The following is a 26,134-nucleotide window of genomic DNA, read 5'->3' on the forward strand; positions in this document are numbered from 1 at the left end:
AACGAAAAATATGTGGGATTCTTATGACAAGTGCTACTTTTTTCTTCGATTTCTAAACTCGCGTAATAGTCTTTTGTTAAAATCTTGCTCTGCTTTAAAGAGTTTAATCATTTTTTTTCCAGAAATGATACCTTTTAAATTTTTTCTAAGTTCTTGCTTCGCATTAGCGATGTCAAAATCTATGTTGATATAAGCTTCTAGAATTTCATTAGCTTCTTTATCTGACAAATTCTCTACACCGCCTGCCAATCGTATTTTTTTAGTTAAGCTACGTGTTTTTACTATTTTGGCATTAAATATTTTTTTATCATACTCATTATAAACAGGCCAGAATTGTTGCGCTTCTTTAGAACTCAAATCTAATTCTGTAGTAATGAATGCTGTTTTCATCGCCTTGATCTTATCTGTATTACCTCTTTGACCCAAGGCGTAGTTAACAGAAATTGTTAAAATTAATAGTACTAGTATTTTCTTCATCTTTATTAATTTTCTAGCATGATACTTTCAACATCTATGCCATTTAAATAATCGTCGGTTAATTCTATATCTTCGGTGAGTGTAAAATTCTCTATATCAGTATCATCATATACTTCAGCAATTTCATAGGTATTAAGAGAAACCAAATCTTCTTCTATAAATGCATCTAAATCTACTTCAGCCAGTATTGCAGGCGCAGTATCATTAGTATAGGTTAGCAGAAATACCAAAAGAATTGAAGCAGCAACTGCAACAGGAATCATTACTTTTTTTAAACGATTATTTAAGCTAATTACTTTTGGCTCTTCCTTTTTTAATTTTTCAAAAACACGATCTTCTACCGTATCAAAATAGCCTTCGGGTATAGCTGGTTTTTTAACTGAACTAAATACATTGTCTTCAATAGTTTCAAAATACAATTCAGGTAGCTTGAATCCTTCTTCTTTGGGTAGTTTATTCAAATTTACATGTGTTATTACAGTGTTCTCTACCGAATCAAAATAATCGTTAGGGACCGTAAAACCCGACCCTTTTTCTTTTAGCATGTCTAGAAGAGTCTTTTCCATTTTATTGCGTTAATATATTTTGAATTTTCTTTACGGCATGATGATATGAGGCTTTTAGGCTTCCTACAGAAGTATCTAAAATTTCTGACATATCATTGTATTTCATTTCGTCAAAATATTTCATATTAAAAACCAATTGCTGCTTTTGTGGAAGCGTGGCAATTGCTTTTTGTAATTTTAATTGTATCTCATCACCGTTAAAATAGACATCACTTTCTAAATTTTCTGCTAACTGATATTGTATCTCGGTAATATCAACATTACGTTGCTTTGCTCGTTTGTTTAAAAACGTAATGGCTTCATTTGTGGCTATACGATACATCCATGAATACAATTTACTTTCTTCATTAAAACCAGCTATATTTCTATATACCTTAATAAAAGTATTTTGTAAAACATCATCTGCGTTGTCATGATTCAATACAATTTTACGTATATGCCAGTACAAACGCTCTTTATAAAGCGTCATTAATTTCCGAAAAGCACTGTCAAGTGTTTCAGTATTCTTTAATTGTCTAATTAATTCTGGTTCTTCAATCACCAAGCTTGTGTTTGAAACTTAGACCTTAAAGTTACTAAAAGGTTTAAAACCTAATTTTAAAAAAGATAGCTATAGGTGAATGACTAAAAGCTGGCCTTAAATTTTAAGTTCAAAACTCTACCAGATAAGAAATTGGGAATGGCTACTGATTGTTGTGCCGAAATATCACGCACCCAAGTGTTTGTAATGGTATTTTGTACATCAAACATGTTAAACAATTCAAGTCCTGCTGAAAATTCTTTAAATTTTTGAAGCCAGCTAGCATAAGGTTTCTTTTTACCATCTACAAAAACATACGATATCCCAATATCTGATCTAAAGTAATCTTTGAGTCTGTTTTGAAAAATATATGGGTCGGCGTACGATGGCGACCCTCCCGGAACCCCCGTATTATATACCATATTCAAATACATTTTTAAATTAGGATTCTTAGGTAAATAATCCTGAAAAAGTATTGCAAATTTTAAGCGTTGATCGGTGGGCCTAGAAATATATCCTCTATTGTCAATATTTTCTTTGGTGATTAGATATCCAAAAGTCACATATGACTCAGTTCCTGGCACAAACTCTCCGTTTAAACGCATATCTAAACCCGTAGCAAAAGCTTTAGCGTTATTTCTAGCTCTATAGCGTATTTGCACATTATCTACTGTAAAGGGATTGACATCAGATAACGTTTTGTAATAAGCTTCTGTAACAAGTTTAAAAGGGCGATCCCAAAGTTTGAAACTGTAGTCATTTCCTAAAACAAAATGTATAGAGCGTTGTGCTTTTACCTGCGGATTCACCATTCCTAATGAATCTCGCAATTCTCTGTAAAATGGAGGCTGGTAGTAAAACCCCGTAGCAAACCTAAATAGCATATCTTTTTCCCAATTAGGTTTAAAAGCGAATTGTGTTCTAGGGCTAATCACCGTATGATTATCAGGCAGATTACCTTTGGGTTTTACCTTCCAATATTGTAAACGTGTACCTGCATTCACCCAAAATTGGTGTTCATTAAGTTCAAAGCGGTGGCTCCATTGTGCAAATGCAGAAACTCTATTTGTACTTACATCATTAAATGCTCTAACTCCTGAAAAAGGAAAAATAGGGCCAGTAAATGGAGTGTAAGGCTCGTCATTTCTTGGAATTAAGTTTGGTGGTCTTACTGAAAACCCAGCAGAGTCAATCACTTCCCATTCAATAATTCGATCTTTAATATTTTCTATTTGGTATTTTATGCCCGCTTCAAATACATGATCATTTTTTGTAAGATTTGCGCGCAATTGTACATTTGCTATTGCTGCATCTAGATCATTACGTGCATGGTCTAATTGAGACCCTATGGCTTGAGAAAATTCAACATCACCAAAATTTTCACTACCAAAATCGGCATTGACTTCACCAATAGAGTAGCTTCCTAATATATCATAATATTCTTCTTCTTGCGTATTATAAGAAGAGGTTATTAAACTGATGGTTACATCTTTATTTGGTTGGTAAGTGGCTTTTAAAGCTCCGAAAAGTGTTAAGTAATTATCCTTTTCTTGTCCTTGGTAATTTACGGTAAGCGCTTGGGTATTCGCTATTGTACCAAAATTAGTTCTACGTGTCAATGGCTTGTAATCATAATTATTCAAGGAAAAAGTTCCAAGAAAATCAATAGTTAATTTATCTGAAACTGCATATGAAAAGTAGGATTGAATATCTGTAAATACAGGCTCAAAATTTGTTTCAGTGTTTTTACTATTTACAAAAAGGCTATTATTACGATAGCGTGCTCCCAGAATAGCTGATAGCTTATTATCGAACATTAATCCTTCTAAAGTCAAACTGGCACCTAGTAAACTTGCTTCTGCAATAATACCAAACTCTTTAGGCTTTTTATAGGTAATATCTAAAACTGAAGAAAGTTTGTCTCCATATTTCGCTTGAAAACCGCCTGCAGAAAACCGTACATTTCGTGTCATATCTACATTAACAAAACTAAGTCCTTCTTGCTGACCCGAGCGCACCAAAAAAGGTCTATACACTTCGATGCCATTTACATATACTAAATTTTCGTCATAATTACCACCTCTAACATTATATTGTGTACTTAACTCATTGTTACCACTTACGCCTAAGCCTATATTTTTCAATGTACCTTCAATTCCTGCATTCGCACTAGGTAGTTCTTTTGCAGTTTCAACATCAATTTTATCAATGCCTTTTACTTTATCACGATCATCAGTAACGACAACCTGATCTATTTTTTCTGCTCTAAAATTAAGTTTTGGGTAGAAATTTACTGTACGATTTCTTTGAACACGAATTCGCTTTCTAATAGTGTCATATCCTATATGAGTGAATAGTATCGTTACTAACCGTCCAGAGGGAATTTTAAGTTCATATTCACCTTTGGTATTGGTAGCAGTGCCTTTTTGCTCATGACGAATGTTTACACCTTCAATAGGTTTGCCGTTTTGATCTTTAACCACACCTTTTATAGTACCTGTTTGTGTATAAACAGTACTAAAAATACCTAGAGCTAAAAATAAAAAAAGAAATAACTTTTTCAAGAAAGTTGACTTAACCGATAACACTACTTATTTTTTCTATAAAACGTCGCAATATACGTATTCGAATTGTCAACGTTATCGACAACCGTGAGTTTTAATACCTGCTTTTCTTCCGTCAATTCTGTATCATTAAAATCATAGGTAAGCAATCCTCTTTTTGCATCAAATTCCATCAGTATCCATTTACCATTCAACTCTGCTCTGTAGGATTTTATACCTGATAAGTTATCAGTTATTCTAACTTTTAAATATCTATATTTAGATAACCATTGGCCATCTTTAAAATTTATGGGTTTTATTTTAGGTTTTTGATTATCAGAAAATAACGCATAATTACCTAGTGTTTTATTTAAGGTGTAAAGTTTATTGGGTTTTCTTCTTGTCCTAGAATAGTAAGGTTTCCCTTTGGTGGTTAATCTAGCAATAAATAGTTTATCCTGTTCTTCTTTCGTATATTTTGAAACATCAAAAGTTAAAGTGAAATTTTTATGTATGGGTACACCTTGATTGTGTAAACGCACTACATTATCTTCATGTTTAAAGTCAAAATATACATCTTTGTAAAAGCTTTTTTTGGGAAAAGCTACTGTAACCGTACTATCCGTAATCTTATTAAACTCGCTAGCTTTAAAATAATAAGGAGTGACTTTTACATTGTTCTTTATGATAATGCTGTCTTTTTTTCCTTTTACAGGAATAATAAGTTTACTTGAATTACCTTTAAAGTCTTTCGCAATAATTGCTACCTGATATGATTCACCATCTTTGACTTTTAGCAATCCGTTATTTAAAACATTATCATAAATACTCAGTTTATTACTTGGTTCAACAAAACATTTTTGAATGCGTTGTCTCTTTTTATAGTACCTACCATAATCGATATGCGTGTTGATATATCTAGATTCTGCAAAAGAAAAAGTACTTACTTTATGTTGATAAGTCGTTTTACCATTCACTTTCATTTCTAGTTCGTAAATACCATTGTTATTTAGAGCGCCGTCTTGTTTATCAACAACATTAACACCGAAACCAATTGTACCGTAAGCATCTATTTTATTAGCCACTATAGTACCCTCTTTTTTTGATGTTAACGTCAATTCGCGTATGGTATTGGTTTGATCTACATTTGAAGAATCCCCAAATGAGTAGGCGACGGCAGCTCTTATTAATGGGTTTTTCGAATCAGGTATATTAATGCCAAAATGCATTGGGTTAATAGGCTTTGCATTCGCATCTCGTATCTCATAGTGTAAATGAGGTCCGCCAGAACTTCCACTATTACCACTATAGGCAACTACTTCACCTTTTTGCACCTTTAATTCAGTGTTATTTGGGAAGAGTTCAATTTCATAACTTTCTTTTTCATATTGTTTTTGTTTTATATAGCTTTCTATTTTGTCGCCAAATTTTTTTAAATGAGCATATACTGTCACATAATCATTAGGATGTGTTATGTACAAGGCTTTGCCATACCCCCAATGAGAAATTTTGATTCTGGAGACATAACCCTCAGCAGCAGCAAAAACATCCCAACCTGTTCTTTTTTGAGTTTTAATATCTAAGCCTGAATGAAAATGGTTACTGCGTAGCTCGCCAAACGTTCCTGACAAGATTAGAGGTATGTCTAAAGGCTTTCTAAAATAATCTTTTGGATAGTTCTCTTGGCTAAAAGAAATAAAGCATGTACCGATAAAAAATAAAACAAAAAATATTCTCCCCATAATTGCAGGCTAAAATACAGATTAGAATTATAAATAAAAAACATGATTATAAGTATTTGCAGGTTAGTGTTTTACTACCTTTTTTTAATATAAATACTTAAAACAGTTGTTTAATTGAAAGCATAATATTAAATTTGTTGAGAACGCTTATACTCTTTGTATTTGATGAGTAATGTTTTAGAAATAGTTGATTCTCTGCAAGGTAAGTTAGAATTACTACTATCGAAATATGAATTATTAAAAATTGAAAATCAGCAATTGCTTGACAAGAGTAATTTATTAATTCAAGAAATCGATAAACACAAAGAATCAATACACATTTTAGAAAACAAACACGAGTCGTTAAGAATTGCAAATGCAATTGTAGGCAGCAAAGAAGATAAGCATACAACTAAATTAAAAATAAATACGTTAATACGCGAAATAGATAAATGCATAAACCAATTAGCAGAGTGAACTTACAATGAGTAAAAAACTTAGAATAAAAGTTACAATAGGCGATAGGGTTTATCCGCTAACCATAAACAGCGAAGGAGAAGAAGAAGGTATTAGAAAAGCTGTAAAAAAAATTAATGATCTTATTAAAAAGTTTGAAGAAAATTATGAGGTCAGAGATAAGCAAGATGTACTAGCTATGTGTGCTTTACAGTTTGCTTCGTTGAAAGAGGTTAATAGTGTATTTAATTCGCAAGATAGTGTAGCTGTAGAGCGCAAATTAAAAGAAATGAATGCCACTATAGACGCACATTTATAAGTTCTTTAAAATACAACAATTACTGCCTACATTAGTTATTTGTTTATTAAACTCAACACTATTTAATTAGAAAGGGTGAGTTTTAGTTGAGAAAGCGTGCCGTCTCGAACGGATTTTTGACCAACTAGTTAGCCCTAAACCTGTTTTTACGGAGTTTAAAAAACCCCAGACTAGTGTAGGCTTTTTTTATATCTAAAACTAATAACATGGACGGAATGATATTACCAATAGTGATTGGTATTGCAGGCTTAGCTATAGGTTTTTTTATAGCTAAAGCTTTAGAAAAAAATAAAGCATCAGTAATTATAAAAAACGCCAAAAAAGAAGCTGCTTCAGTTTTAAAAGAAGCTAAAATTGATGGCGAAAACATCAAAAAAGATAAGATACTACAAGCAAAAGAAAAATTTATTGAACTTAAATCTGAACACGAGAAAGTAATACTTTCGCGTGAGAAAAAAGCTTCAGATGCCGAAAAAAGAATTCGGGATAAAGAATCTAAAGTTTCTCAAGAACTTGATAAAAACATAAGGCTTAACAAATCTTTACAATCTAAAGAAGACGACTATAATTATAGAATTGAGTTTCTAGATAAAAAGAAAGCCGAAGCAGAAAAACTTCATAAAAAGCAAGTTGAACAGTTAGAGGTAATTTCTGGTTTGTCTGGAGACGATGCTAAGGCGCAATTATTAGAATCTTTGAAAGAAGAAGCTAAAACAGATGCGATGGCCTTTATACAAGATACTTTAGAAGAGGCGAAGTTAACTGCCCAACAAGAAGCCAAAAAGATAGTATTAAATACGATTCAAAGAGTTGGTGTTGAACAAACTATAGAAAATTGTGTTTCGGTATTTAACTTAGAATCAGATGATGTTAAAGGGAGAATTATTGGTCGTGAAGGCCGTAATATTCGTGCATTAGAATCTGCAACAGGTGTTGAGATTATTGTAGATGATACTCCCGAAGCGATTATACTATCTTGTTTTGATCCAGTTAGAAGAGAAATTGCTCGTTTATCGATGCATAAATTAGTTACCGATGGTAGAATTCATCCGGCAAGGATAGAAGAAATAGTAGCCAAAACTCGTAAAGAAATTGATCAGGAAATTATTGAAGTGGGTAAGCGCACAGTAATTGACTTGGGTATTCATGGACTACATCCTGAATTAATAAAAATTATAGGGCGTATGAAATATCGTTCTTCTTACGGTCAAAATTTGTTACAGCATTCTCGTGAGGTAGCGAACTTATGTGCATTAATGGCTTCAGAACTTGGCTTAAACCCTAAGGTTGCAAAACGCGCTGGTCTATTGCACGATATAGGTAAAGTACCTGAAACAGAAAGTGAATTACCACATGCTTTACTAGGTATGGAGTGGGCAAAGAAATATGGAGAGAAACCAGATGTATGCAATGCTATCGGAGCGCATCATGATGAGATAGAAATGAAATCTTTAATATCGCCTATTGTTCAAGTATGTGATGCAATTTCAGGAGCCCGACCAGGTGCGCGTCGTCAGGTATTAGATTCTTACATACAACGGTTAAAAGATTTGGAAGATGTAGCTTTTGGTTTTAATGGTGTTCAAAAAGCATACGCAATTCAAGCAGGTAGAGAGTTGCGTGTGATTGTAGAAAGTGAAAAGGTAGATGATGTAAAAGCTTCAGAACTATCCTTTAATATTTCTCAGAAAATACAGAATGATATGACATATCCTGGTCAGGTTCGTGTGACCGTGATTAGAGAGACTAGGGCTGTAAATATTGCCAAATAAAATTTTACTAATTCAAATGATTAAGAATCCTTTTCAAAAATTGAGAAGAATTTTTTATTTTCTTGGGTGGTATTTTTCAACGACTTCTTTTAAGAATGTTTTATCTACGTGCATATAAATTTCGGTAGTGGTGATGCTTTCATGACCTAACATTTGTTGTATTGAGCGTAAATCAGCACCATGTTCCAGCAAATGCGTTGCGAAAGAATGTCTAAATGTATGTGGACTCACATTTTTTTTAATATCGCTTTTCTCAGTATGTTCTTTTACAATTAAAAAGATCATATTTCTGGTTAATTGCTTACCTCGTCTATTTAAGAATAGGGTGTCTTCAAATCCTTTTTGAGGATTCATATGATTTCTAACTTCATTTTTATAAATAGTTATGAGTTTTTCTGTATAGTTGTTTATCGGTACAAAACGCTCTTTATTTCCTTTACCCAGCACTCTAATAAAACCTTCATTAAAAAAAAGATCAGAGATTCGAAGTGATACTAATTCAGAGACGCGCAATCCGCAACTGTATAAAGTCTCTAAAATTGTTTTGTTACGTTGCCCATGCTGATGAGTTAAATCAACAGCATCAATTATTTTATTAATATCTCCCTCTGAAAGTGTGTCTGGCAGCTTTCTACCTATTTTAGGAGCTTCTATAAGTGCTGTAGGATTGTCTTTTCTATAATCTTCAAAAATCAGATAATCAAAAAAACTTCGTAATCCCGATAATATTCTTGATTGCGAGCGAGGATTGATATGTTTTGCTGTTTCATAGATAAATTGCTGTATAGTTTCTTCGTCAATTGAAATTGGAGTATTTGTTATTTCATTCTCCTCTAAAAAAACAACTAATTTTTTGACATCTCTACCATAATTTTCAATAGAATTCTTAGATAAGCCACGCTCAATTTTGAGATAGTGTTGAAAATCAAATAAAGCTTGCTTCCATTTCATAATGTGGCATCCAGTTTACTAAAATTTGTATATTGCAATTTAAACTAAAAGATTAATTATGAAAAAAACATGTCTGGTTATATTATTAACCATTTTTAGCTTATTAACAACTAACGCTCAAAGCGAAACGAATTTTGGAATAACAGGAGGATATATTAATGGTTCAGGAAAAGCTAGTGTTGCGGGATTTGATGTCGCAGAAGTTGTGGATGGATCAGGTTTTTTTATTGGATTGCTGGCCGACATAGCTGTAGCTGAGAAATTTAATGTTCAGCCAGAAGTTATGTACGCAAGAATAGACGGTGAAGGTGTAATTTTAATTCCCATCATGGCAAAATATTATATTGCTGATAAAATAAATATTCAAGCTGGACCACAATTAGATTTCGCTGTAGGGTTAAATGATTTAGAAAAAGAGATAATTAAGACCACTGGTTTCAGTATTGCCTTCGGAGCTGGCTACGATATCAATGATAGTTTTGCTGTACAAGCTAGATATAGTGTTGGATTAAATAACCGTGTTGATGGTGATATTACAAGACTTTTAGATGGATTTGATATACCAATTTTAAGTAATCTAGTCAGTCCAGAACTTAAAGTGAACACATTTCAAGTAGGTGTGGTATATAAGTTTGATTAATCAATTTAAAACACTCATTATCAACTTTTTGTTAACAACACTGTTGATTAATTGTTAATAAAGCTGTTTATTTAAAAGAAATTGTACTTAATTTGTAGTTATAATTATCAAAAATTAAAATTATGAAAAAATTATTTTTAGTTGCAGTTGTAGCTTTATTTGGGATAACTGCTGTGAATTCACAAAGTTTTAATGGAGGTGTTAACTTGGGATTACCAATAGGTGATGCAGGTGATTTTTACACATTTAACATTACATTAGATTTAAATTATTTATGGGAAGTATCAGATCAGTTTGAAGCTGGGGTAGCTTCAGGTTTCTCTTATAATTTCGGAGATGAAGTAGGAGGTTTTGATTTTGATGACATTAGCTTCTTACCGATAGCTGGAGCAGGACGTTTTCATGCCTCTGAAGAATTTACTATTGGTTTAGATTTAGGATATGGTATTGGGATTTCACCTAGTGGAAATGACGGTGGATTCTACTATGCTCCTAGAGTACAATACGCAGTTTCTGAAGCACTTGATATTGTTGCTGCTTATCGTGGTGTAAGTAGAAAAGGTGGATCTTTTGATGTACTTACCTTAGGAGTTGAATTTAGCCTTTAAGAACAAATAATAAGTATATAATATTTAAAGGAAGCTATAATTAGCTTTCTTTTTTTATTTTAGCAATATGAAGAAGCTAATCATAATAAATGGTCCTAATCTTAATTTACTCGGTAAACGTGAACCAGAAATATATGGCGATACTACTTTTGTAGATTATTATAATGAGTTAAAAGCAAAATTTTCTTCTGTTCAATTAGAATATTTTCAATCAAACATTGAGGGAGAACTTATAGATAAGTTACACGAAGTAGGTTTTGAATATGATGGCATTATTCTAAATGCTGCGGCTTATACGCATACTTCTATTGGTATAGGCGATGCGGTTAAAGGAATAGCAACTCCCGTTATTGAAGTACATATTTCAAATGTATATGCTCGCGAAGAATTTAGACATAAATCGTACATCTCACCAAATGCAGCAGGAATAGTGATTGGATTCGGTTTAAATGGTTACGAATTAGCTGTTCAGTCTTTTACTAAATAAAAGCCTAATTATTAGTATTCTAGAAAGAATATTAAATTTACATTTTGCTATCAATAAACTTTATTACTTTTTCTTCTCTTTTTAAAATTGATTGGTATATGGCTTCAGCCTTAGCAATAATGATATCTGCAAAGGCTCTATCTTTAATATCTTTTGCATTAATACGTACATTAAAATACGCACCAATTACAGCGGCTCTAGCACATAATATTCCAACGCCAGCATCAGATAGTGAACTTTGTAATCCTTCTTTAAGCATAGCTTCCATTATTTCCATCGAATCATGAGCAGTTTTCATTACCTCAAAAGGAATTTCGGTTGCATATTTGGTAGCACTTTCAATAGCTTTTTTTCGAAGCTCTTTTTCTTGGTCAGTATTTTTTGGCATTCTAAAGCCTTCAATAATCTTATTAAAAGCACGTGTATCTTCATCTACTAGAAACAAGAGTCTTTCTTTATAAGCTTGTCCTTTTTCTGCCCATTTAGAATAAAATTCCCATTTGTCGTCCCAACCAGGTTTATGTGCTGATAGATTTGCTACCATGGTTCCTAAAGAAACACCTAAAGCACCTACGTATGCAGAAATAGATCCGCCGCCAGGCGCCATAGATTCGCTAGCAGTTTCATCGGCAAAAGCATTTAATTTAAAATCTACAAGCTTTTTAGTATTGTTGTTAAGTTGATATTCAATAATCTTTTCTTCTGGATTAAAAGGCTTTAAATCGTCTAAACCTAGAGATTTTACTGCAATTTTAATTTTCTCACCTTCAGCAATACCTAAAGAGCGTCCTTGTTTCATTAAATAGTAATCAGCAGCATCGAGCATCGCTTTTAATGGAACCAAACCTATCAATTCTGAACCTGTTACACGCAACCCTCTTGATTCAGCTGCTTTACAGCTTTCATCAAAAGCTCTATGCATGGGTGTTATAGAAATATTCGTAAGATTGTAAGAAATTTGGGCAATCCCATATTCTTCTATATACCATCCAATACCTTTTACTGCTTTTAGCTTACCTGCAATGCGTATGGGCTCACCATTACTATCTAAAACTTTTTTTCCTGTGATAGGATTTCCTTCTCGTTTAATACGACCTGCTTCTCGAATATCAAAAGCTATGGCATTTGCCCTTCGGGTAGAAGTAGTGTTTAAATTAATATTATAAGCTACTAAAAAGTCTCTTGCAGAAATCGCTATCGCACCTGTTTTTGAAACACTAGCGTTGAATGCTGCAGGGCCAAAATCTGGTTTCCACGTTGGATCAATCAGTTTTTTTGGTAAACCTTCATATTCACCTGAACGGCAATTTGCCAAGTTTTTACGTTTTTCTTCTGTAGCAGCTTCTTCATAAAAATAACCAGGAATACCCAACGCATCACCAATACGTTTTCCTAAGGCATGTGCATAGGTGGCAGTTTCTTCTAGTGAAATGCCAGAAATAGGTACTAAAGGACAAACATCTGTTGCACCAAATCTCGGGTGTTCACCTGTGTGTTTGCTCATATCGATCAATTCAGAAGCTTTTTTTACCAATCTAAAAGCAGCTTCAATAACTAGTTTTGGTTCACCAACAAACGTAATTACGGTTCTATTTGTTGCTTTACCAGGATCAATATCAAGTAGCTTTATACCTTCGACAGTTTCAACTGTGTGGGCAATTTCATTGATCTTATCTAAATCGCGCCCTTCACTAATATTTGGTACGCATTTTATAAGTTGTTTTTGCATAGTTAGGCTTAAATTTCATATCAAAAATAAACTAGTTTTGTTAAAAGTGAATCTTTTTTATGATAAAATATACTGTAGAACATCGTAATTTTTCTATTTTTGGCATTTCTAAAAAATAAACAATGAAATACTTTAAATCAATACTATTTATAGCAGCTACTATTACATTAGTGGCATGTAATAAGCAAGGAACTACTACTAAAGAATTAAAAACAGAAATTGATTCTGTAAGCTATGCCCTAGGAATGAATATGGCGAATCAAACAAAAGCTAACTTTCAAGAAATAAATCAAGATGTTTATATTCAGGGGTTTGAAAACGGATTAGATTCCACAAATCTATTGTTAGCTCAAAAAGATGCTGGGCAGGTAATCAATAACTTCTTTAGAAAACGACAGATGGAGAAGCAACAACAGATGCAAGAAGAAGCATTGAAAAAAGCAGAGGCAGAATTTGGTAATGTGAAAAAAGAAGGAGAAGATTTTTTAGCAGAAAATAAGAATAAAGAAGGTGTAAAAACTACTGAAAGTGGTTTGCAGTATGTTGTTTTAAAGGAAGGAACTGGAGCAAAGCCAAAAGCTACTGATAAAGTTAAAGTTCATTATCATGGTACTTTACTCGATGGAACTGTTTTTGATAGTTCAGTAGATAGAGGAACTCCTCAAGATTTTTTTGCAAATCAGGTTATAAAAGGTTGGACAGAAGGTTTACAATTAATGTCTCCAGGTTCTAAATATAGATTTTATATTCCTCAAGAGTTAGGCTATGGCGCTTTTCCGAGAAAAGGTGGTAAAATTAGACCCTTTGATGCTTTAATTTTTGATGTAGAATTGTTAGAAATTGTTAAATAATTTATTGCAATCATTGATAAATAAAGAAAAGAGAAGCTGAAAAAGCTTCTCTTTTTTGTTAATAAATACTAAGTAAGTATTTGGTTTTCAAAACAAAATGTACTATATTTGAATAATTAATTTTCACTATAAATAATATTTATGAAGAAAATTATACTTTCTCCTCTTTAAAAACCAAATAGTTTCAGATTATTTGGTTTTTTATTTTTAGCTGTTTAATTCTTCTAGTTCTAATTGGTAATCATATTGCAAATCTTCGTGTAAAGTGCTAATATTTTTATAAATTAATAAAAGCTGCCTTTCAAAAATATTCGTTAATACCGTATTTCTATAGATTGAGGGTTTCATTTGTTTTAAAACTTTACAAAAGTGTAGTAATAATTCAATTTCGGTTTCTTTTTGTTTAGAATAACGTATATATTTTTTGACCATTCGTAAGATCTTACGAATGCTTTTTTTAATATAAAAATAACTCTTCGTATTTATTTGCGTGAATTGATAATCAATTTCTTCTTTTACACTTTCTATATAACCAGTTTCATAATCAGCTTCAAATAATAAATAGGTAAGGAGTTCTTTATTTTCTTTTTTGAATTTTGACAAACGTAGGCATAATGCTACCAATTCTGATTGAGATTTATGTGTAAGCTCTGATTTAAGCTCTTTGACTGTGGCAGTTTTCATACTAAGAAATTCTTATGACGAATGTACTGTTTTTTAAGAAGTGATTTTTGTAATTGTGCTTATCGATTTGTATAAGAGCAGTAACGAATTAAAATATGTTACTAGTAGTTATCTTTTTGTTTTAGGTTCTTCTATAAAATTATCTAGAATCATGCTTTTAAACACACCATCATTTCGATGATAAATAGTAACTTCATCATTAAGCTTATTGCGAGTTTGTATAGTCGATATATTACTTTCTTTGAAAGGTATTTCTAAACTATAAATTCCTTTATGTGATATTGTTTTAGTATAAGTAGCTGATTTTTCTTTTTTAATAAAATAATTTTTTACCTTAAATAATTTTGTTTCTTTATCGGCAAAAATACTGTCAATAATAATCTCATTATTTGTATCAATAGAAAATTTAAAACATAATTAATATAGGGTTTTACTCTTGGTATATCAGGATATACTGTTTGTTTAGTTTTAGAAATTAAAGTGATTGGTGAATTATAACTAGTAAAAACCAGAAAACAATAAAATTAAATTTTTCATAACCATTAACAAAAAAAAAGCGATTGAGAATTTCTCAATCGCTTCATAAATATTTTATTTTACAAGTAATAGTTTTGTAATACTTTTATTATTGTTTGTGATTTTAACAATATAAGTTCCACCTGAAAAATTATTTAAGTCAACTGGTATTAAACTTTCTGAACTAGTAAAGTCTTTTACTACACTACCAATTATGTTATAAATCAAGACACTACTCTCTCCTCCTAAATTATTTAATTGAATAGTAAAGTTTTTATTTACCGTAGGGTTTGGGTACAAACTTACTGAATTGTCAGGTAATTGATTATCTGCTACACTTAAAGAACTAGCATTAATAGGCGCTTCCCACATTCCTCTACCGTAAGTAGCTACTCTTAATTTTTCAGTGCCATAATGTATTTCTAAATCGTTTACAGCTACATTAGGCAACCCTGTTCCGAACCTGACCCAATCACCTGCAGTGTTGGTTCTATAATACACACCAAGATCTGTAGCTAAAAATAGCTCTCCATCGGTAGTTCCTGTTCTGTAAATTATTTTATGTGTAGGTACATTTGGCAATGAACCAGTTATATTTGTCCAGTTTACACCACCATCTGTAGATTTATAAACCTTACCTGCAAGATATCCTGAATAAGCAATGTAAATTTCAGAGGTGTTGGTAGCGTGTACTTCTATACTTTTAACAGTTCCATTTTGAGGTAGATTTATATCTTGCCATGATGTACCACCATTTGTTGTCTTAGCTACACCATTATTTCCTGAAACATAAATTACATCAGCATTAGAAGGTGCTATGGAAATAAATTCTATATCACCTACTCCAGAGCTTAAGTTTGTCCAACTATCTCCACGGTTGGTAGATTTATAAATATCATCAAATCCTCCAAAAATTGTTGTAGGTACTGTTGGATGTATTTCTAATTCCCAAAGAAAAGGTCCACCTGGCGTATTTATAAATGATTCTGATGTAAAATTATTAAGACTTCTAAGCAAAAGACCATTATTACCACCAACCCAAGCAATATCTTGGTTCGAATAATCAATTAAACCATTAACACCGTCTCCTGTACCAATAATTCCAATTGTTGCTCCATCAAAATGAGTAACATCGTTATCTTGCGCACCACCAAAAAATCTTCCTATATTTTGAGGTGTTCCATCAATACTATAGTATTGTGTAATAGCTAAACCAGCGGTTAAATCTGTCCATTGAGTGTCTAAAGAAGCATCACCTTTTATAATACCTCCATCATTAACATCAAAAGCAATATTTGTACCTGGTACAAATTTTATATCATGGTGGTCAACATGTGCAGGAGTAAAGGGATCTCCAGTTGTCCATTCATGATCTAAATATACCACCCAATTTGAACCACCATCTGTTGATCTTTGACCAGTTACTCCTCCTACTAAAATTAAATTTTTATTAATAGGTGATATGGCCAAAGTTTGGTTATAACCTCCTTGTGATTCATAAATTGGAACGGAAGATACCGTTGTCCAAGTTGATCCTTGATCGGTAGATTTTCTTATAACACCATTTGTATCCAGTGTTAATATTAAATTGACATCGGCTGCAGTCAAAGCTAAATCTAACCTACCACCACCAGTTGCAGGGGTAGATGCAACTGACCAACTTGTGCCGTTGTTTGTAGATATATAAAACTTTCCAGTTTTTGAAGTTGCATATAAAATGGTGTTACTACCTTCTTTATAGACTATATCATTAAAAAAAGCTTCATTTTCAGTAAAAACATCTGTCCAGGTTGTTCCTCCATTTGTAGTTCGTTTTATGGAATTCATTGTTGTAGCGAAAACAGTATTTACATTATTTGGGTCTATAAGTAATTTACTGATAATATTATTTTCAATTAACGTAAAAGTTAGACCAGTTATAGTCCAGTTATCTCCACCATCTGTTGATTTATAAACACCTATAGATCTACTTGTAACACCATCCCAATCTCCAGTTGCTAGGTATAATATATTAGTATTTGTTGGGTTAATAACAATGTCTGAAACTGACATAGTTCCGAGTGCATCTCCTTTAGGTACCCAAGTGGACCCGCCATCTGTAGTTTTCCAAACGCCTCCACCAGGACTTGCAATATATAATGTATTGGTATCTGTGCCATTAAAAGCAACTGTATTGATTCTTCCTAAACCAGTAGATAAAGTTGAAGGACCAATAGATGTCCAATTAACATTACTAACCGTTTTACTATTTAATTGCAAATTATTTTGACGCTACTGTTCTTTTTTCCATTCGTTATAGGTATGTGTTGCCGAAACAAATGAGCCATCGGGTAAAACTCGATCTCTCCAAAAAGCTTTCCATCGTTCAAATTGTTTAATTTGTTTTTTGCTTTTTCGATCTGTTTTACCTTTTAAAGATGCGAGTTCTTTGTTTTTTTTGTTTACAATTTCAAAATAGTTACTTTTTTCATCTAGAGTAGATGTTCTAAAGTTTTTGTTTTGTGCGATTGTTAAATTAGAAACTAGAAGGCTTCCTAAAAATAAGAAGAGTAATTTTTTTTTCATTGAATATGTGCTTTATTAAAATTAGTGGTACTTCTATAGTTTAAACAAGATAATTGACATTTACCCTATGTATAAAAAAAATAATTATATTAATTGGTGTAAATATACTAAACTTACAGAACTAAAAAACATAACAAGCTAACTAATAGTAAACTAATTTACTCTTCGTATAAAAAGTTAGTATAAGGAAAACGTTGAATATAAATTTCTTTTATTTTCACTCTTTCTTATACAATTTCCTTTTCATTTTTAGCAGAAAAATTTTGTAAAACTTCTATTTTGTAAAGAATTACCGCCAACGTTAAGATATGATTCTGTTTTAATGAACTCTATCGAGTGATTGATAAGCGGAGTTCGAAGAAAAATCATTAAGAAACAAACTAAATTATAATTGCTCTTTTAAGACTTTTATCTCATCGCGTAACTGTGCTGCTGCAATAAAATCTAAAGCTTTCGCAGCTTGCTCCATTAGTTTTTGACGTTCCCGAATACGTTTTTCTATTTCGGGCCTAGGTAGATATTCTACATCTTGCTCTGCCGCTTTTAATGCAGCAGCATCATAATGAAATGAGGTAATATTATTTTTAGTAAGACTGTCATCGATACTCTTTTTAATCTGTTTTGGTGTAATATTGTGCGCTGTATTATAGCTAACTTGCTTTTCACGTCTTCTATTGGTTTCATCAATGGTGAGTTGCATACTGTTGGTTACCTTATCGGCATACATAATGGCCATACCATTAACATTTCGCGCCGCACGACCTACAGTTTGGGTTAAAGAGCGATGACTTCTTAAGAACCCTTCTTTATCAGCGTCTAAAATAGCTACCAAAGATACTTCGGGAAGATCAAGTCCTTCGCGTAATAAGTTTACACCAATAAGAACGTCAAACAAACCTTTACGGAGGTCTTGCATAATCTCTACACGTTCTAAGGTGTCGATATCACTATGTATATAGCGACAACGAATTTGAATTCTAGACAAATACTTTGTTAACTCTTCGGCCATGCGTTTGGTAAGTGTGGTTACCAGTGTACGTTCATCTTTTTCAACACGAAGTTGAATCTCTTCTATTAAATCATCTATTTGATTTACACTTGGTCGAATTTCTATCACTGGGTCTAATAATCCCGTTGGGCGAATCACTTGTTCGGTAAAGACACCCTCTGTCTTTTGCAATTCATAATTGGCAGGGGTTGCACTTACATAAATCACCTGATTTTGTAGGGCTTCAAACTCCTCAAATTTTAACGGACGATTATCCATAGCGGCAGGTAATCTAAAACCAAATTCTACTAAGTTTTCTTTTCTCGATCGATCACCACCGTACATCGCATGTACTTGAGGGATGGTGACATGACTTTCATCAATAACCATTAAATAATCTTCTGGAAAGTAGTCTAGCAAACAGAAAGGTCTGGTACCCGCTTCCCTTCCGTCAAGGTAACGCGAATAATTTTCAATACCAGAGCAATACCCTAGCTCTCGAATCATTTCGAGGTCAAACTCTGTGCGCTCTTTTAAACGCTTTGCTTCGAGGTGTTTTCCTATTTCTTTAAAATAATCTACCTGTTTTACTAAATCGTCTTGAATACTTTTAATCGCATTTTGTAACACATCTGGAGAGGTCACAAAAAGGTTAGCTGGATAAATATTTAGCTTTTCAAAACGCTCTATAATGGTGTTGTTTACAATATCAAAACTCTCTATTTCTTCTATTTCATCACCAAAAAAGTGGACACGGTATCCATGATCTCCATACGATGGAAAAACGGTTATGGTATCTCCTTTTACTTTAAACGTACCACTTTTAATTTCGAAATCGGTTCTAGAATAGAGGCCTTGCACCAAGAGATGTAAGAATTTTGTTCTTGCTAATTTCTGATCAACTTCAATAGTAATCACATTCTTTTTGAATTCTATCGGGTTACCGATTCCATACAAACAAGAAACAGAAGCCACTACTAAAACATCTCTTCTTCCAGAAAGGAGCGAAGAAGTAGTACTTAATCGCAAACGCTCGATATCTTCGTTTATAGATAGGTCTTTTTCGATGTAGGTTCCTGTAACGGGTATATATGCTTCAGGTTGATAATAATCATAATAAGAAACGAAATATTCAATTGCATTATTGGGAAAGAACTGTTTGAATTCTGAGTAGAGCTGCGCAGCCAAGGTTTTGTTATGTGCTAAAACCAGCGTAGGTCGTTGTATCTCTTGAACTACATTCGCTACTGTAAAGGTTTTACCAGAACCTGTTACCCCTAATAGCGTTTGATACTTTTCCTTTGCAAAGATACCGTCGCTTAATTCTTGTATGGCTTGAGGTTGATCACCCGTTGGTTTGAAGTCAGATTCTAATGTGAATTTCATTTACACAAAAATAAGAAGTCTTTTATAACTACTAAGAGAATATAAGTTAATGTTTATTTAATCTTGAGATAACATTCATACTATAATGACATGCTATCTTTGTGGTATTCATATATTATTTGGGTTAGTAAAGGTTTGAGCGTTGTTGGGTTTAGCGGCGCTCATTTTCTTTCATAACAAAATAGAAATACAGGTCTCTTATAAATCTCTTTTTTGCAATAATCTATACGATAAGTAGATAAAAATGAATGTCCATACTGAGACGATGATTACATCTGTAAACTGAACAGAAAAGTCTTTTGAAAGATCTTCACCTACTTGTTTTGCTACGCTTTGTACTGCACCGAGTCGCGTAAAAGGTTCTTTAATCAAGTTCGCCATGGCTTCTAATGGAAAGAATTGCATAACATCATTTACTTTTTCTGAAACAGCATTAAAATCTAGATTTCTAAACTGCCAGAAGAGATACCCTTTTACAATACTTTCAATAATAAGCCATACAACAATGCCACCAACAGCGAAAGCAGATCTTTTTACTAAGATGCCCATAAACAATCCGAAAGAGAAAAACCCCACTAATTTTATAAAGAAGGCGAGGAGGTACTCTAAGTCAGAGAATACAATGCTAAATTCATTGTAGTCAGAATAAATATATCCTAAGATTAAGGAAACAATAAAAACAAAGACGGTCGATATTGCCGCAAATGCCAGTACGGTATAAAACTTTGAAAGTATAAACTCTTTCTTACTTAACCCGTCAATTAAATTTTGTTTTAACGTCTTATTACTATATTCATTAGCCATCATAGATACAATGACCAGCAGTAAGAAAAACTTAAAAATAGCCGCCATAAAGCTGTTAAAATGCCATATATATGGAAAGTTAAAAATACCTTGTTCAGCTAAATGGAACTTTATTGGCCCAATATCAAATTTAATCGCGGCTATAAGGGCAATAGAGGTTAATAAAGCAAAATATATAATAGATAAGACACGACTTGCTCTGTTGTGTTTTAACTTATGAAATTCGATATCTAAAAGACGTAACATGTAAATTTTTTGTGTTTAGTTATTGTTGGTTAAAGAAAGGAACTGCTGTTCTAAGGTTGGCTTACGTTTTACCAAATGCGATAATATGATACCATTTTTAAATAGAAAAGCATTCATATCTGCTGAAGACATTTCTTGGTTGAGGGTAGCAATAATCTTATCATCCTCTACTTTTACTGAACTAATAACTTCGTGATTTTCTAATAGTGATTTTAATTTATCCTCTTCTACATCAACTTTTAATTCAAATAAACCATTCGAAGCGGTCATTTCATCAACGCGACCCGAATATAATTTTATGCCTTGACGAATTACCACAACATGCGAGCAAACCTTTTCTACTTCATCCAATAGGTGAGAGGCAAGTAAAATAGTGGTTCCGTTACTGGCTATTTTTTTAATTATTTGCCGTATCTCATGAATTCCTTGTGGGTCTAAACCGTTTGTGGGTTCATCAAGAATTAATATTTCTGGATCGTTTAATAGTGCAGAAGCAATAGCTAGTCGCTGTTTCATCCCTAGCGAATAAGTCTTAAACTTACTATCTCTTCGCTCATAAAGATTTACAACTTTTAGTTTTTCACCTATTTTGTCATACGAAACTCCTTTTATTTTGCATATCAATTTAAGATTCTGAACGGCAGTCATGTAAGGATAGAAGTTGGGTCGTTCTATAATAGCGCCAACCCGTTTTAAGGCTTCATGGGTAGAAATAGCACCGTCAAACCAACTAAAATCGCCTGAAGTTTTATTCACCACATTTAAAATGATGCCCAGCGTAGTAGATTTACCACTTCCGTTAGGTCCTAGAATGCCATAAACATTTCCTTTGTGAATATCAAAAGAAAGGTCATTTACAGCATGTACCGAACCGTATTTTTTATCGAGATTTTTAAGAGATAGAATTGTTTCCAAGAATGAAAATTATTTTGGTTATTTACAGTTAGACGACCAAAATAAAAATTCGTAACAGAAAAGAAGGTTTTAATTCATTAAATCATCGAAGTTATCGAATCCCATTTCGTTAAAATCGATGTCCTCATCAAAGGCATTAGCGGTGTCTTCTGTTTTTTCGATTGTAAACTGCTTTTCTGGAGCTTCATTAGGCACATTTCCTAAGGTGAGTAATAGTGCCGGAAGCTCATTTTCATTAATATCTTCGAGAATACCAACCAATTCGACATAGAAAGACCACATCGCAAAAAAGTCATAGACGTAAATGAGCTTATCTTTATCTTCATCTAAAATTTCTCCAATTAGAATGTGCTGCATGGTAATTGCATCGCCTTCTTCGCTCATATCAAATAACGGAATTTCTTCACCCTGTGTCCATTGTTCATCAGTAGCAAAAAAAGAAGCCATTTCGGTTCCATCAAAACCAAAAGCGTTGGCAATAGCATTGTGTAAGTCTTCTAAAGTTGAATTAGCAGCGATCGCAATCTCTCTAATTACATCTTCTTCTGTATCTAATATTATCCGAATTTTATATACCATGAATAAGTATTATAATCTGCGCAAAGTTAGCTATTTTAGCGTCATAAAAACCAGATTTTTAATTACTTTATTTTATGGATAAAACTACAATGCTTGCCAAGTTAAATGCGGCTTCGAAGAATACCCTGATGGAAACCTTAGGCATTCAATTTATAGAAGCGAGTAAAGATCAAGTTATTGCAAAAATGCAGGTTTCTTCTAAAGTGCATCAACCCGATGGTGTATTGCATGGTGGCGCAAGTGTAGCTTTGGCAGAAACAGTAGGAAGTTTTGCTTCGTTTTTGAATATTGATTCTGAGAAACAGGCAATACGAGGTTTAGAAATTTCAGCAAATCACTTACGTGGAAAACGAGAAGGTATTGTTGTGGCAACTGCAACACCAATTCATAAAGGTAGAACTACGCATATCTGGGAAATTAAAATTACTGATGAGCATTTCAAATTAATATCGCATTGTAAACTTACTACAATAGTAATTGATAAAAGCTAATATCTTATGCGCTTAGTAAAACGTATCTTAAAGATTGTAGTAATCATTGTACTAGTTGCGCTCACTAGTTTATTAATTGCTGCACACCAATTTTTAAAACCAGCTACTGACGTTACAATACTAGAAGACCTAACTACGAATTTTACCGAGCCAATTATAACTTATAATACGTATAAAAAGCAAGAATACAGGGTCATTTATTTGCAAAAGAGTATCGATACCACGTTGCCTATTTTACTATTTGTTCATGGTTCTCCTGGTGGGGCTATGGATTTTAAACGCTATCTAAAGGATTCACTCTTAAATAGTAAGGCTACTATGATAGCATATGATAGGATAGGGTACGGGCCAAAAAATCACGGGGATACGCCAGCTAATATGGAAGACGAGCTTGGCGTTTTGCATGATCTTCTTAAAGAGTTGCCTATAGAAAAGGTGGTGCTAGCTGGGTACTCGTATGGAGGTCCAGTGGTGCTTGCATCAGACAAAGTATATAAAGCTAAGGTTACAATGGCTCCAGCTGTAGTAGGTGAATATGAACCTATGTTTAAAGCATTGGCTTTTTATAAGTTTGCACCCACGCGCTGGTTAATGCCTCCTAAGGCAAGAGCAGCTGCAAAAGAGAAATATGCCCATGTAGATGAGTTTCCTAAGTATAAGAGTAAATGGAACAATAGTCCTTCGAAAGTAATTAATATCCATGGTGATAAAGACTGGATTGTACCCTATAAAAATTCTGAATTTTTACAAGATTTATTTGATAAAGATCAGTTTGAAATGATTACAATTCCAGAAGGAGGGCATGATCTTATCTGGTCAGATTTTGAACTCATTAAAAAACAACTTTTAAAAACGTTAAATTGAATTTTTCTGAGTTAACCGAAAAGATAGAAACTTCATTAAAAGATAAGACTCCGTTTGTTGCTTACAGAAAGCGCTCGGAAGACACCATCACTGCCATTTTTCAACGAGACGCCACCTTAACAATTAGTAATGACTTTAGTTTAGAAGGATTTATTTTCGCTCCATTTATACTAGATAACGGCGCCGTACTATTTCTAAAAAAGGATTGTACGATGAATACCGTAAAATTTAATCGGAGTACTAGTAGAATTACAGATACTGACCACCCGATTAATCGTGATGATGAACTACGTTATAAAAGCCTCGTAGAAAAAGCCATTACAACAATTAGAGATGGAAGCATTAAAAAAATTGTCGTATCGAGAAAAGAATCCGTAGTTATTAATCGCTCGATAGCAGTCATCTTTAAGAATTTACTTTCTGTATATACCAATGCTTTTGTGTATGTCTGGTATCATCCTAAAATAGGTTTATGGATAGGTGCTACACCAGAAAAACTCTTAAAAATAGAAGGACAAAAATTTACAACGATGGCCTTGGCGGGTACGCAAGTATTTAATGGTGCTACTGAGGTAACATGGAATCAGAAGGAATTAGACGAGCAACAACATGTAACCAACTATATCAAAACCGCTTTAGAAGGTAACATAACAAAGCTTCAAGTTTCCAAACCGTTTACCATACAAGCAGGAAACTTACTGCACTTACAGACAGATATCTCTGGGATTATTGAAAATAAAGAAGAGCAGAAGTTATTGATTGCAACCTTACATCCAACACCAGCAGTTTGTGGCTTGCCTAAGGATGCCGCCTTGCAATTTATACAAGATCATGAAGGCTACGATCGTGAATATTATACAGGGTTTTTAGGAGAGTTGAATATGGAAAACCACACGGAACTTTTTGTGAATTTACGATGTATGAAAGTCGTTGATGCAATGGCATCTTTATTTGTTGGTGGAGGTATCACAAAAGATAGTATTTCTGAAAATGAGTGGCAGGAAACAGTAGCGAAGAGTAAAACAATAAAGAAAGTTTTATAATACTCTTTTTGAATTTTGAAATAAATCCAATGAAACGTTAGTTCGAGTGCTTCTGAGGAACGAAAAATTGTATCGAGTACTAATTTTAAGCTAAAATTCTTATTCGCGATACAAATTTCACAGATTTTCAATCGAAAAATTTATTAGAATTAACAAATGGTATCAAAATGTAAAAGGGTTGTAAAATAAAAAAGTCCTAGCATAGCTAAGACTTTTTTCCCCTCTTTAAAATGTTTTTTAACTTATAGTAGTTTCTAGTTTTTTAAGTTAATAATAATTACTCTTCACTTATAAAACAACTGTGTTCTAAATATTCCCACCCTAAAAACACTTTTTTTTCAAAAAAAATGTAAATACCTGATAATCAATTATAAAAATTTAATATTACTAAAAAATATCTATTAAGTTGTGCTGTTCTATTGGAGAATGATTAAAAAGATGAAACTCGTCTGAAAATGGTTTTCTGGTTCCAAAAAAAAGTCCTAGCATTGCTAAGACTTTTTTACCCCTTTTTAAAATGTTTTTTAACTTATAGTAGTTTCTAGTTTTTTAAGTTAATAATAATTACTCTTCACTTATAGAACAAGCGTGCTTCGAAGATTCCTACCAGATATGCTAAAAAAAATTAATAATATTTTTAAAAAAACTGATAAACAGCAAATTAAATTTATTTTTTTGCCTTAAAATGTACCCAAAAATGATCTTTTATGGAAATTTCAAAGTCTTTAAAGCCAATTTTTTTCAACCAATCTAGTTGACTATATAGGTCATTTGGTTTATCAAATGTAGTGTAATGTTCCATGAGCCATGTCCACTTTTCACCATCGGGAAATGTTTGATACACAAATGCTTTCCATTTTTCGAGCATAATTTTATGGGCAGTAGTTGAGCGATCGATCATAAGATCAGAACAAGCAAAAACTCCATTGGGCGTCAATGCATCATAAATATTTCTAAATAGCTCTTTCTTCTCATTTGTTGCACAATGATGTAGGCTAAACCCTCCAGCGACCAAATCAAAGTGCATTTTAGGAAAGTTATAGTTGTTAAAATAGGACTTCACAAAATTCATATTTGTATTGGTGAACCGTGCTTTACAGTGTGATAACATCTCTTGCGAAGCATCTAATAGGGTGTACTGAGCATTGGGTGCAAATTTTAATACTTCAGCAGTCACGTTACCATTACCACAGCCCAGATCTAATACATGAGAAGGTCTAAAATCATTTTTATACCCCTTCGAAAATAGTGTCATTAAAAAATCATAGTTGGGCACAAGCGCGCGCATATCGTTGGTGTAGTTTTTAGAAAACTCATCAAACTCAGATGCTATGTCATTATGAAGTTTCATTTTTTGGTTTCGGTTATCGGTTTGTAAATGATTAGTCGTGTGATGGTTATCAAGAAACATTC

At 32.9% G+C, this 26,134-nt stretch carries 25 protein-coding genes and 1 other RNA gene; 11 read left to right on the forward strand and 15 right to left on the reverse strand.

Features of this window, described 5'->3' with window-relative positions:
• Window positions 1-33: 33 nt before the first annotated feature.
• The 5 genes from AC1EUY_RS08265 to AC1EUY_RS08285 all read right to left on the reverse strand — a co-directional run bounded on the left by AC1EUY_RS08265 (window position 34) and on the right by AC1EUY_RS08285 (window position 5,848).
• Window positions 34-477 (reverse strand): hypothetical protein, encoded by a 444-nt coding sequence (locus AC1EUY_RS08265; RefSeq protein WP_480195048.1) that lies wholly within the window; start codon window positions 475-477, stop codon window positions 34-36.
• A gap of 5 nt (window positions 478-482) precedes the next feature.
• On the reverse strand, window positions 483-1,043 hold the full coding sequence (locus AC1EUY_RS08270) for a hypothetical protein (RefSeq protein ID WP_480195049.1): 561 nt from the start codon (window positions 1,041-1,043) through the stop codon (window positions 483-485).
• 1 nt (window position 1,044) lies between these two features.
• On the reverse strand, window positions 1,045-1,584 hold the full coding sequence (locus AC1EUY_RS08275; RefSeq protein WP_480195050.1) for an RNA polymerase sigma factor: 540 nt from the start codon (window positions 1,582-1,584) through the stop codon (window positions 1,045-1,047).
• Window positions 1,585-1,667: 83 nt separating this feature from the next.
• Entirely contained in the window at window positions 1,668-4,127 is a 2,460-nt protein-coding gene (locus AC1EUY_RS08280) for a TonB-dependent receptor (RefSeq protein WP_480195051.1), read from the reverse strand.
• Between the two features lie 23 nt (window positions 4,128-4,150).
• A complete protein-coding gene (locus tag AC1EUY_RS08285; protein WP_480195052.1) occupies window positions 4,151-5,848 on the reverse strand; it encodes a M23 family metallopeptidase in 1,698 nt (565 codons plus the stop codon).
• A gap of 165 nt (window positions 5,849-6,013) precedes the next feature.
• On the opposite strand from AC1EUY_RS08285, the gene AC1EUY_RS08290 reads away from it, so the two are divergent.
• The 4 genes from AC1EUY_RS08290 (at window position 6,014) to rny (ending at window position 8,374) form a co-directional block, all read left to right on the forward strand.
• A complete protein-coding gene (locus AC1EUY_RS08290; RefSeq protein ID WP_480195053.1) occupies window positions 6,014-6,304 on the forward strand; it encodes a hypothetical protein in 291 nt (96 codons plus the stop codon).
• Window positions 6,305-6,311: 7 nt separating this feature from the next.
• Window positions 6,312-6,602, forward strand: a complete 291-nt coding sequence (locus tag AC1EUY_RS08295; RefSeq protein ID WP_480195054.1) for a cell division protein ZapA — start codon at window positions 6,312-6,314, stop codon at window positions 6,600-6,602.
• A gap of 50 nt (window positions 6,603-6,652) precedes the next feature.
• Window positions 6,653-6,759: non-coding RNA, 6S RNA (ssrS, locus tag AC1EUY_RS08300), on the forward strand.
• Window positions 6,760-6,808: 49 nt separating this feature from the next.
• Complete coding sequence (gene rny / locus AC1EUY_RS08305) at window positions 6,809-8,374, forward strand: ribonuclease Y (protein WP_480195055.1); 1,566 nt, start codon at window positions 6,809-6,811, stop codon at window positions 8,372-8,374.
• A gap of 54 nt (window positions 8,375-8,428) precedes the next feature.
• Here the strand turns inward: rny and xerD are convergent, their stop codons facing one another.
• On the reverse strand, window positions 8,429-9,325 hold the full coding sequence (gene xerD, locus AC1EUY_RS08310) for a site-specific tyrosine recombinase XerD (protein ID WP_480195056.1): 897 nt from the start codon (window positions 9,323-9,325) through the stop codon (window positions 8,429-8,431).
• 58 nt (window positions 9,326-9,383) lie between these two features.
• On the opposite strand from xerD, the gene AC1EUY_RS08315 reads away from it, so the two are divergent.
• The 3 genes from AC1EUY_RS08315 to aroQ all read left to right on the forward strand — a co-directional run bounded on the left by AC1EUY_RS08315 (window position 9,384) and on the right by aroQ (window position 11,060).
• Window positions 9,384-9,965 carry a porin family protein gene (locus AC1EUY_RS08315; RefSeq protein ID WP_480195057.1) on the forward strand — a complete coding sequence of 194 codons (582 nt, stop codon included), beginning with the start codon at window positions 9,384-9,386 and terminating at the stop codon, window positions 9,963-9,965.
• A gap of 122 nt (window positions 9,966-10,087) precedes the next feature.
• On the forward strand, window positions 10,088-10,573 hold the full coding sequence (locus tag AC1EUY_RS08320; protein ID WP_480195058.1) for a hypothetical protein: 486 nt from the start codon (window positions 10,088-10,090) through the stop codon (window positions 10,571-10,573).
• Window positions 10,574-10,640: 67 nt separating this feature from the next.
• Window positions 10,641-11,060, forward strand: a complete 420-nt coding sequence (gene aroQ / locus AC1EUY_RS08325; RefSeq protein ID WP_480195059.1) for a type II 3-dehydroquinate dehydratase — start codon at window positions 10,641-10,643, stop codon at window positions 11,058-11,060.
• A gap of 37 nt (window positions 11,061-11,097) precedes the next feature.
• Here the strand turns inward: aroQ and ftcD are convergent, their stop codons facing one another.
• Window positions 11,098-12,789: a glutamate formimidoyltransferase gene (gene ftcD / locus AC1EUY_RS08330; RefSeq protein WP_480195060.1), complete on the reverse strand. Its 1,692-nt coding sequence runs from the start codon at window positions 12,787-12,789 to the stop codon at window positions 11,098-11,100.
• 122 nt (window positions 12,790-12,911) lie between these two features.
• On the opposite strand from ftcD, the gene bamJ reads away from it, so the two are divergent.
• A complete protein-coding gene (gene bamJ / locus AC1EUY_RS08335; protein ID WP_480195061.1) occupies window positions 12,912-13,640 on the forward strand; it encodes a BamJ family beta-barrel-assembly machinery protein in 729 nt (242 codons plus the stop codon).
• A gap of 207 nt (window positions 13,641-13,847) precedes the next feature.
• Here the strand turns inward: bamJ and AC1EUY_RS08340 are convergent, their stop codons facing one another.
• The 7 genes from AC1EUY_RS08340 to AC1EUY_RS08370 all read right to left on the reverse strand — a co-directional run bounded on the left by AC1EUY_RS08340 (window position 13,848) and on the right by AC1EUY_RS08370 (window position 22,323).
• Window positions 13,848-14,324, reverse strand: coding sequence for a hypothetical protein (locus AC1EUY_RS08340; protein ID WP_480195062.1), 477 nt, complete (start codon window positions 14,322-14,324; stop codon window positions 13,848-13,850).
• A 591-nt stretch (window positions 14,325-14,915) separates the two neighbouring features.
• Window positions 14,916-17,099, reverse strand: a complete 2,184-nt coding sequence (locus tag AC1EUY_RS08345) for a T9SS type A sorting domain-containing protein (RefSeq protein ID WP_480195063.1) — start codon at window positions 17,097-17,099, stop codon at window positions 14,916-14,918.
• A gap of 12 nt (window positions 17,100-17,111) precedes the next feature.
• Entirely contained in the window at window positions 17,112-17,405 is a 294-nt protein-coding gene (locus AC1EUY_RS08350) for a hypothetical protein (protein ID WP_480195064.1), read from the reverse strand.
• 385 nt (window positions 17,406-17,790) lie between these two features.
• On the reverse strand, window positions 17,791-19,779 hold the full coding sequence (uvrB, locus tag AC1EUY_RS08355; protein ID WP_480195065.1) for an excinuclease ABC subunit UvrB: 1,989 nt from the start codon (window positions 19,777-19,779) through the stop codon (window positions 17,791-17,793).
• Between the two features lie 198 nt (window positions 19,780-19,977).
• Window positions 19,978-20,829: an ABC transporter permease gene (locus AC1EUY_RS08360; RefSeq protein WP_480195066.1), complete on the reverse strand. Its 852-nt coding sequence runs from the start codon at window positions 20,827-20,829 to the stop codon at window positions 19,978-19,980.
• 15 nt (window positions 20,830-20,844) lie between these two features.
• Window positions 20,845-21,744 (reverse strand): ABC transporter ATP-binding protein, encoded by a 900-nt coding sequence (locus AC1EUY_RS08365; RefSeq protein ID WP_480195067.1) that lies wholly within the window; start codon window positions 21,742-21,744, stop codon window positions 20,845-20,847.
• Window positions 21,745-21,813: 69 nt separating this feature from the next.
• On the reverse strand, window positions 21,814-22,323 hold the full coding sequence (locus tag AC1EUY_RS08370; RefSeq protein WP_480195068.1) for an IS1096 element passenger TnpR family protein: 510 nt from the start codon (window positions 22,321-22,323) through the stop codon (window positions 21,814-21,816).
• 74 nt (window positions 22,324-22,397) lie between these two features.
• Between AC1EUY_RS08370 and AC1EUY_RS08375 the strand changes: the two genes are divergently transcribed.
• The 3 genes from AC1EUY_RS08375 to AC1EUY_RS08385 are packed head-to-tail and all read left to right on the forward strand — an operon-like array spanning window position 22,398 to window position 24,721.
• The gene (locus AC1EUY_RS08375) at window positions 22,398-22,814 is read left to right on the forward strand and encodes a PaaI family thioesterase (RefSeq protein ID WP_480195069.1); all 417 of its coding nucleotides are present in this window, start codon (window positions 22,398-22,400) and stop codon (window positions 22,812-22,814) included.
• Between the two features lie 6 nt (window positions 22,815-22,820).
• Complete coding sequence (locus AC1EUY_RS08380) at window positions 22,821-23,678, forward strand: alpha/beta fold hydrolase (protein WP_480195070.1); 858 nt, start codon at window positions 22,821-22,823, stop codon at window positions 23,676-23,678.
• Entirely contained in the window at window positions 23,675-24,721 is a 1,047-nt protein-coding gene (locus tag AC1EUY_RS08385; RefSeq protein WP_480195071.1) for a chorismate-binding protein, read from the forward strand. The genes AC1EUY_RS08380 and AC1EUY_RS08385 overlap by 4 nt, the downstream gene beginning before the upstream one ends.
• A 667-nt stretch (window positions 24,722-25,388) precedes the next feature.
• On the opposite strand, the gene AC1EUY_RS08390 is transcribed toward AC1EUY_RS08385, so the two are convergent.
• Window positions 25,389-26,072, reverse strand: a complete 684-nt coding sequence (locus tag AC1EUY_RS08390; RefSeq protein WP_480195072.1) for a class I SAM-dependent methyltransferase — start codon at window positions 26,070-26,072, stop codon at window positions 25,389-25,391.
• Between the last annotated feature and the right edge of the window lie 62 nt (window positions 26,073-26,134).

This window comes from Maritimimonas sp. 2210JD6-3, assembly GCF_056591795.1.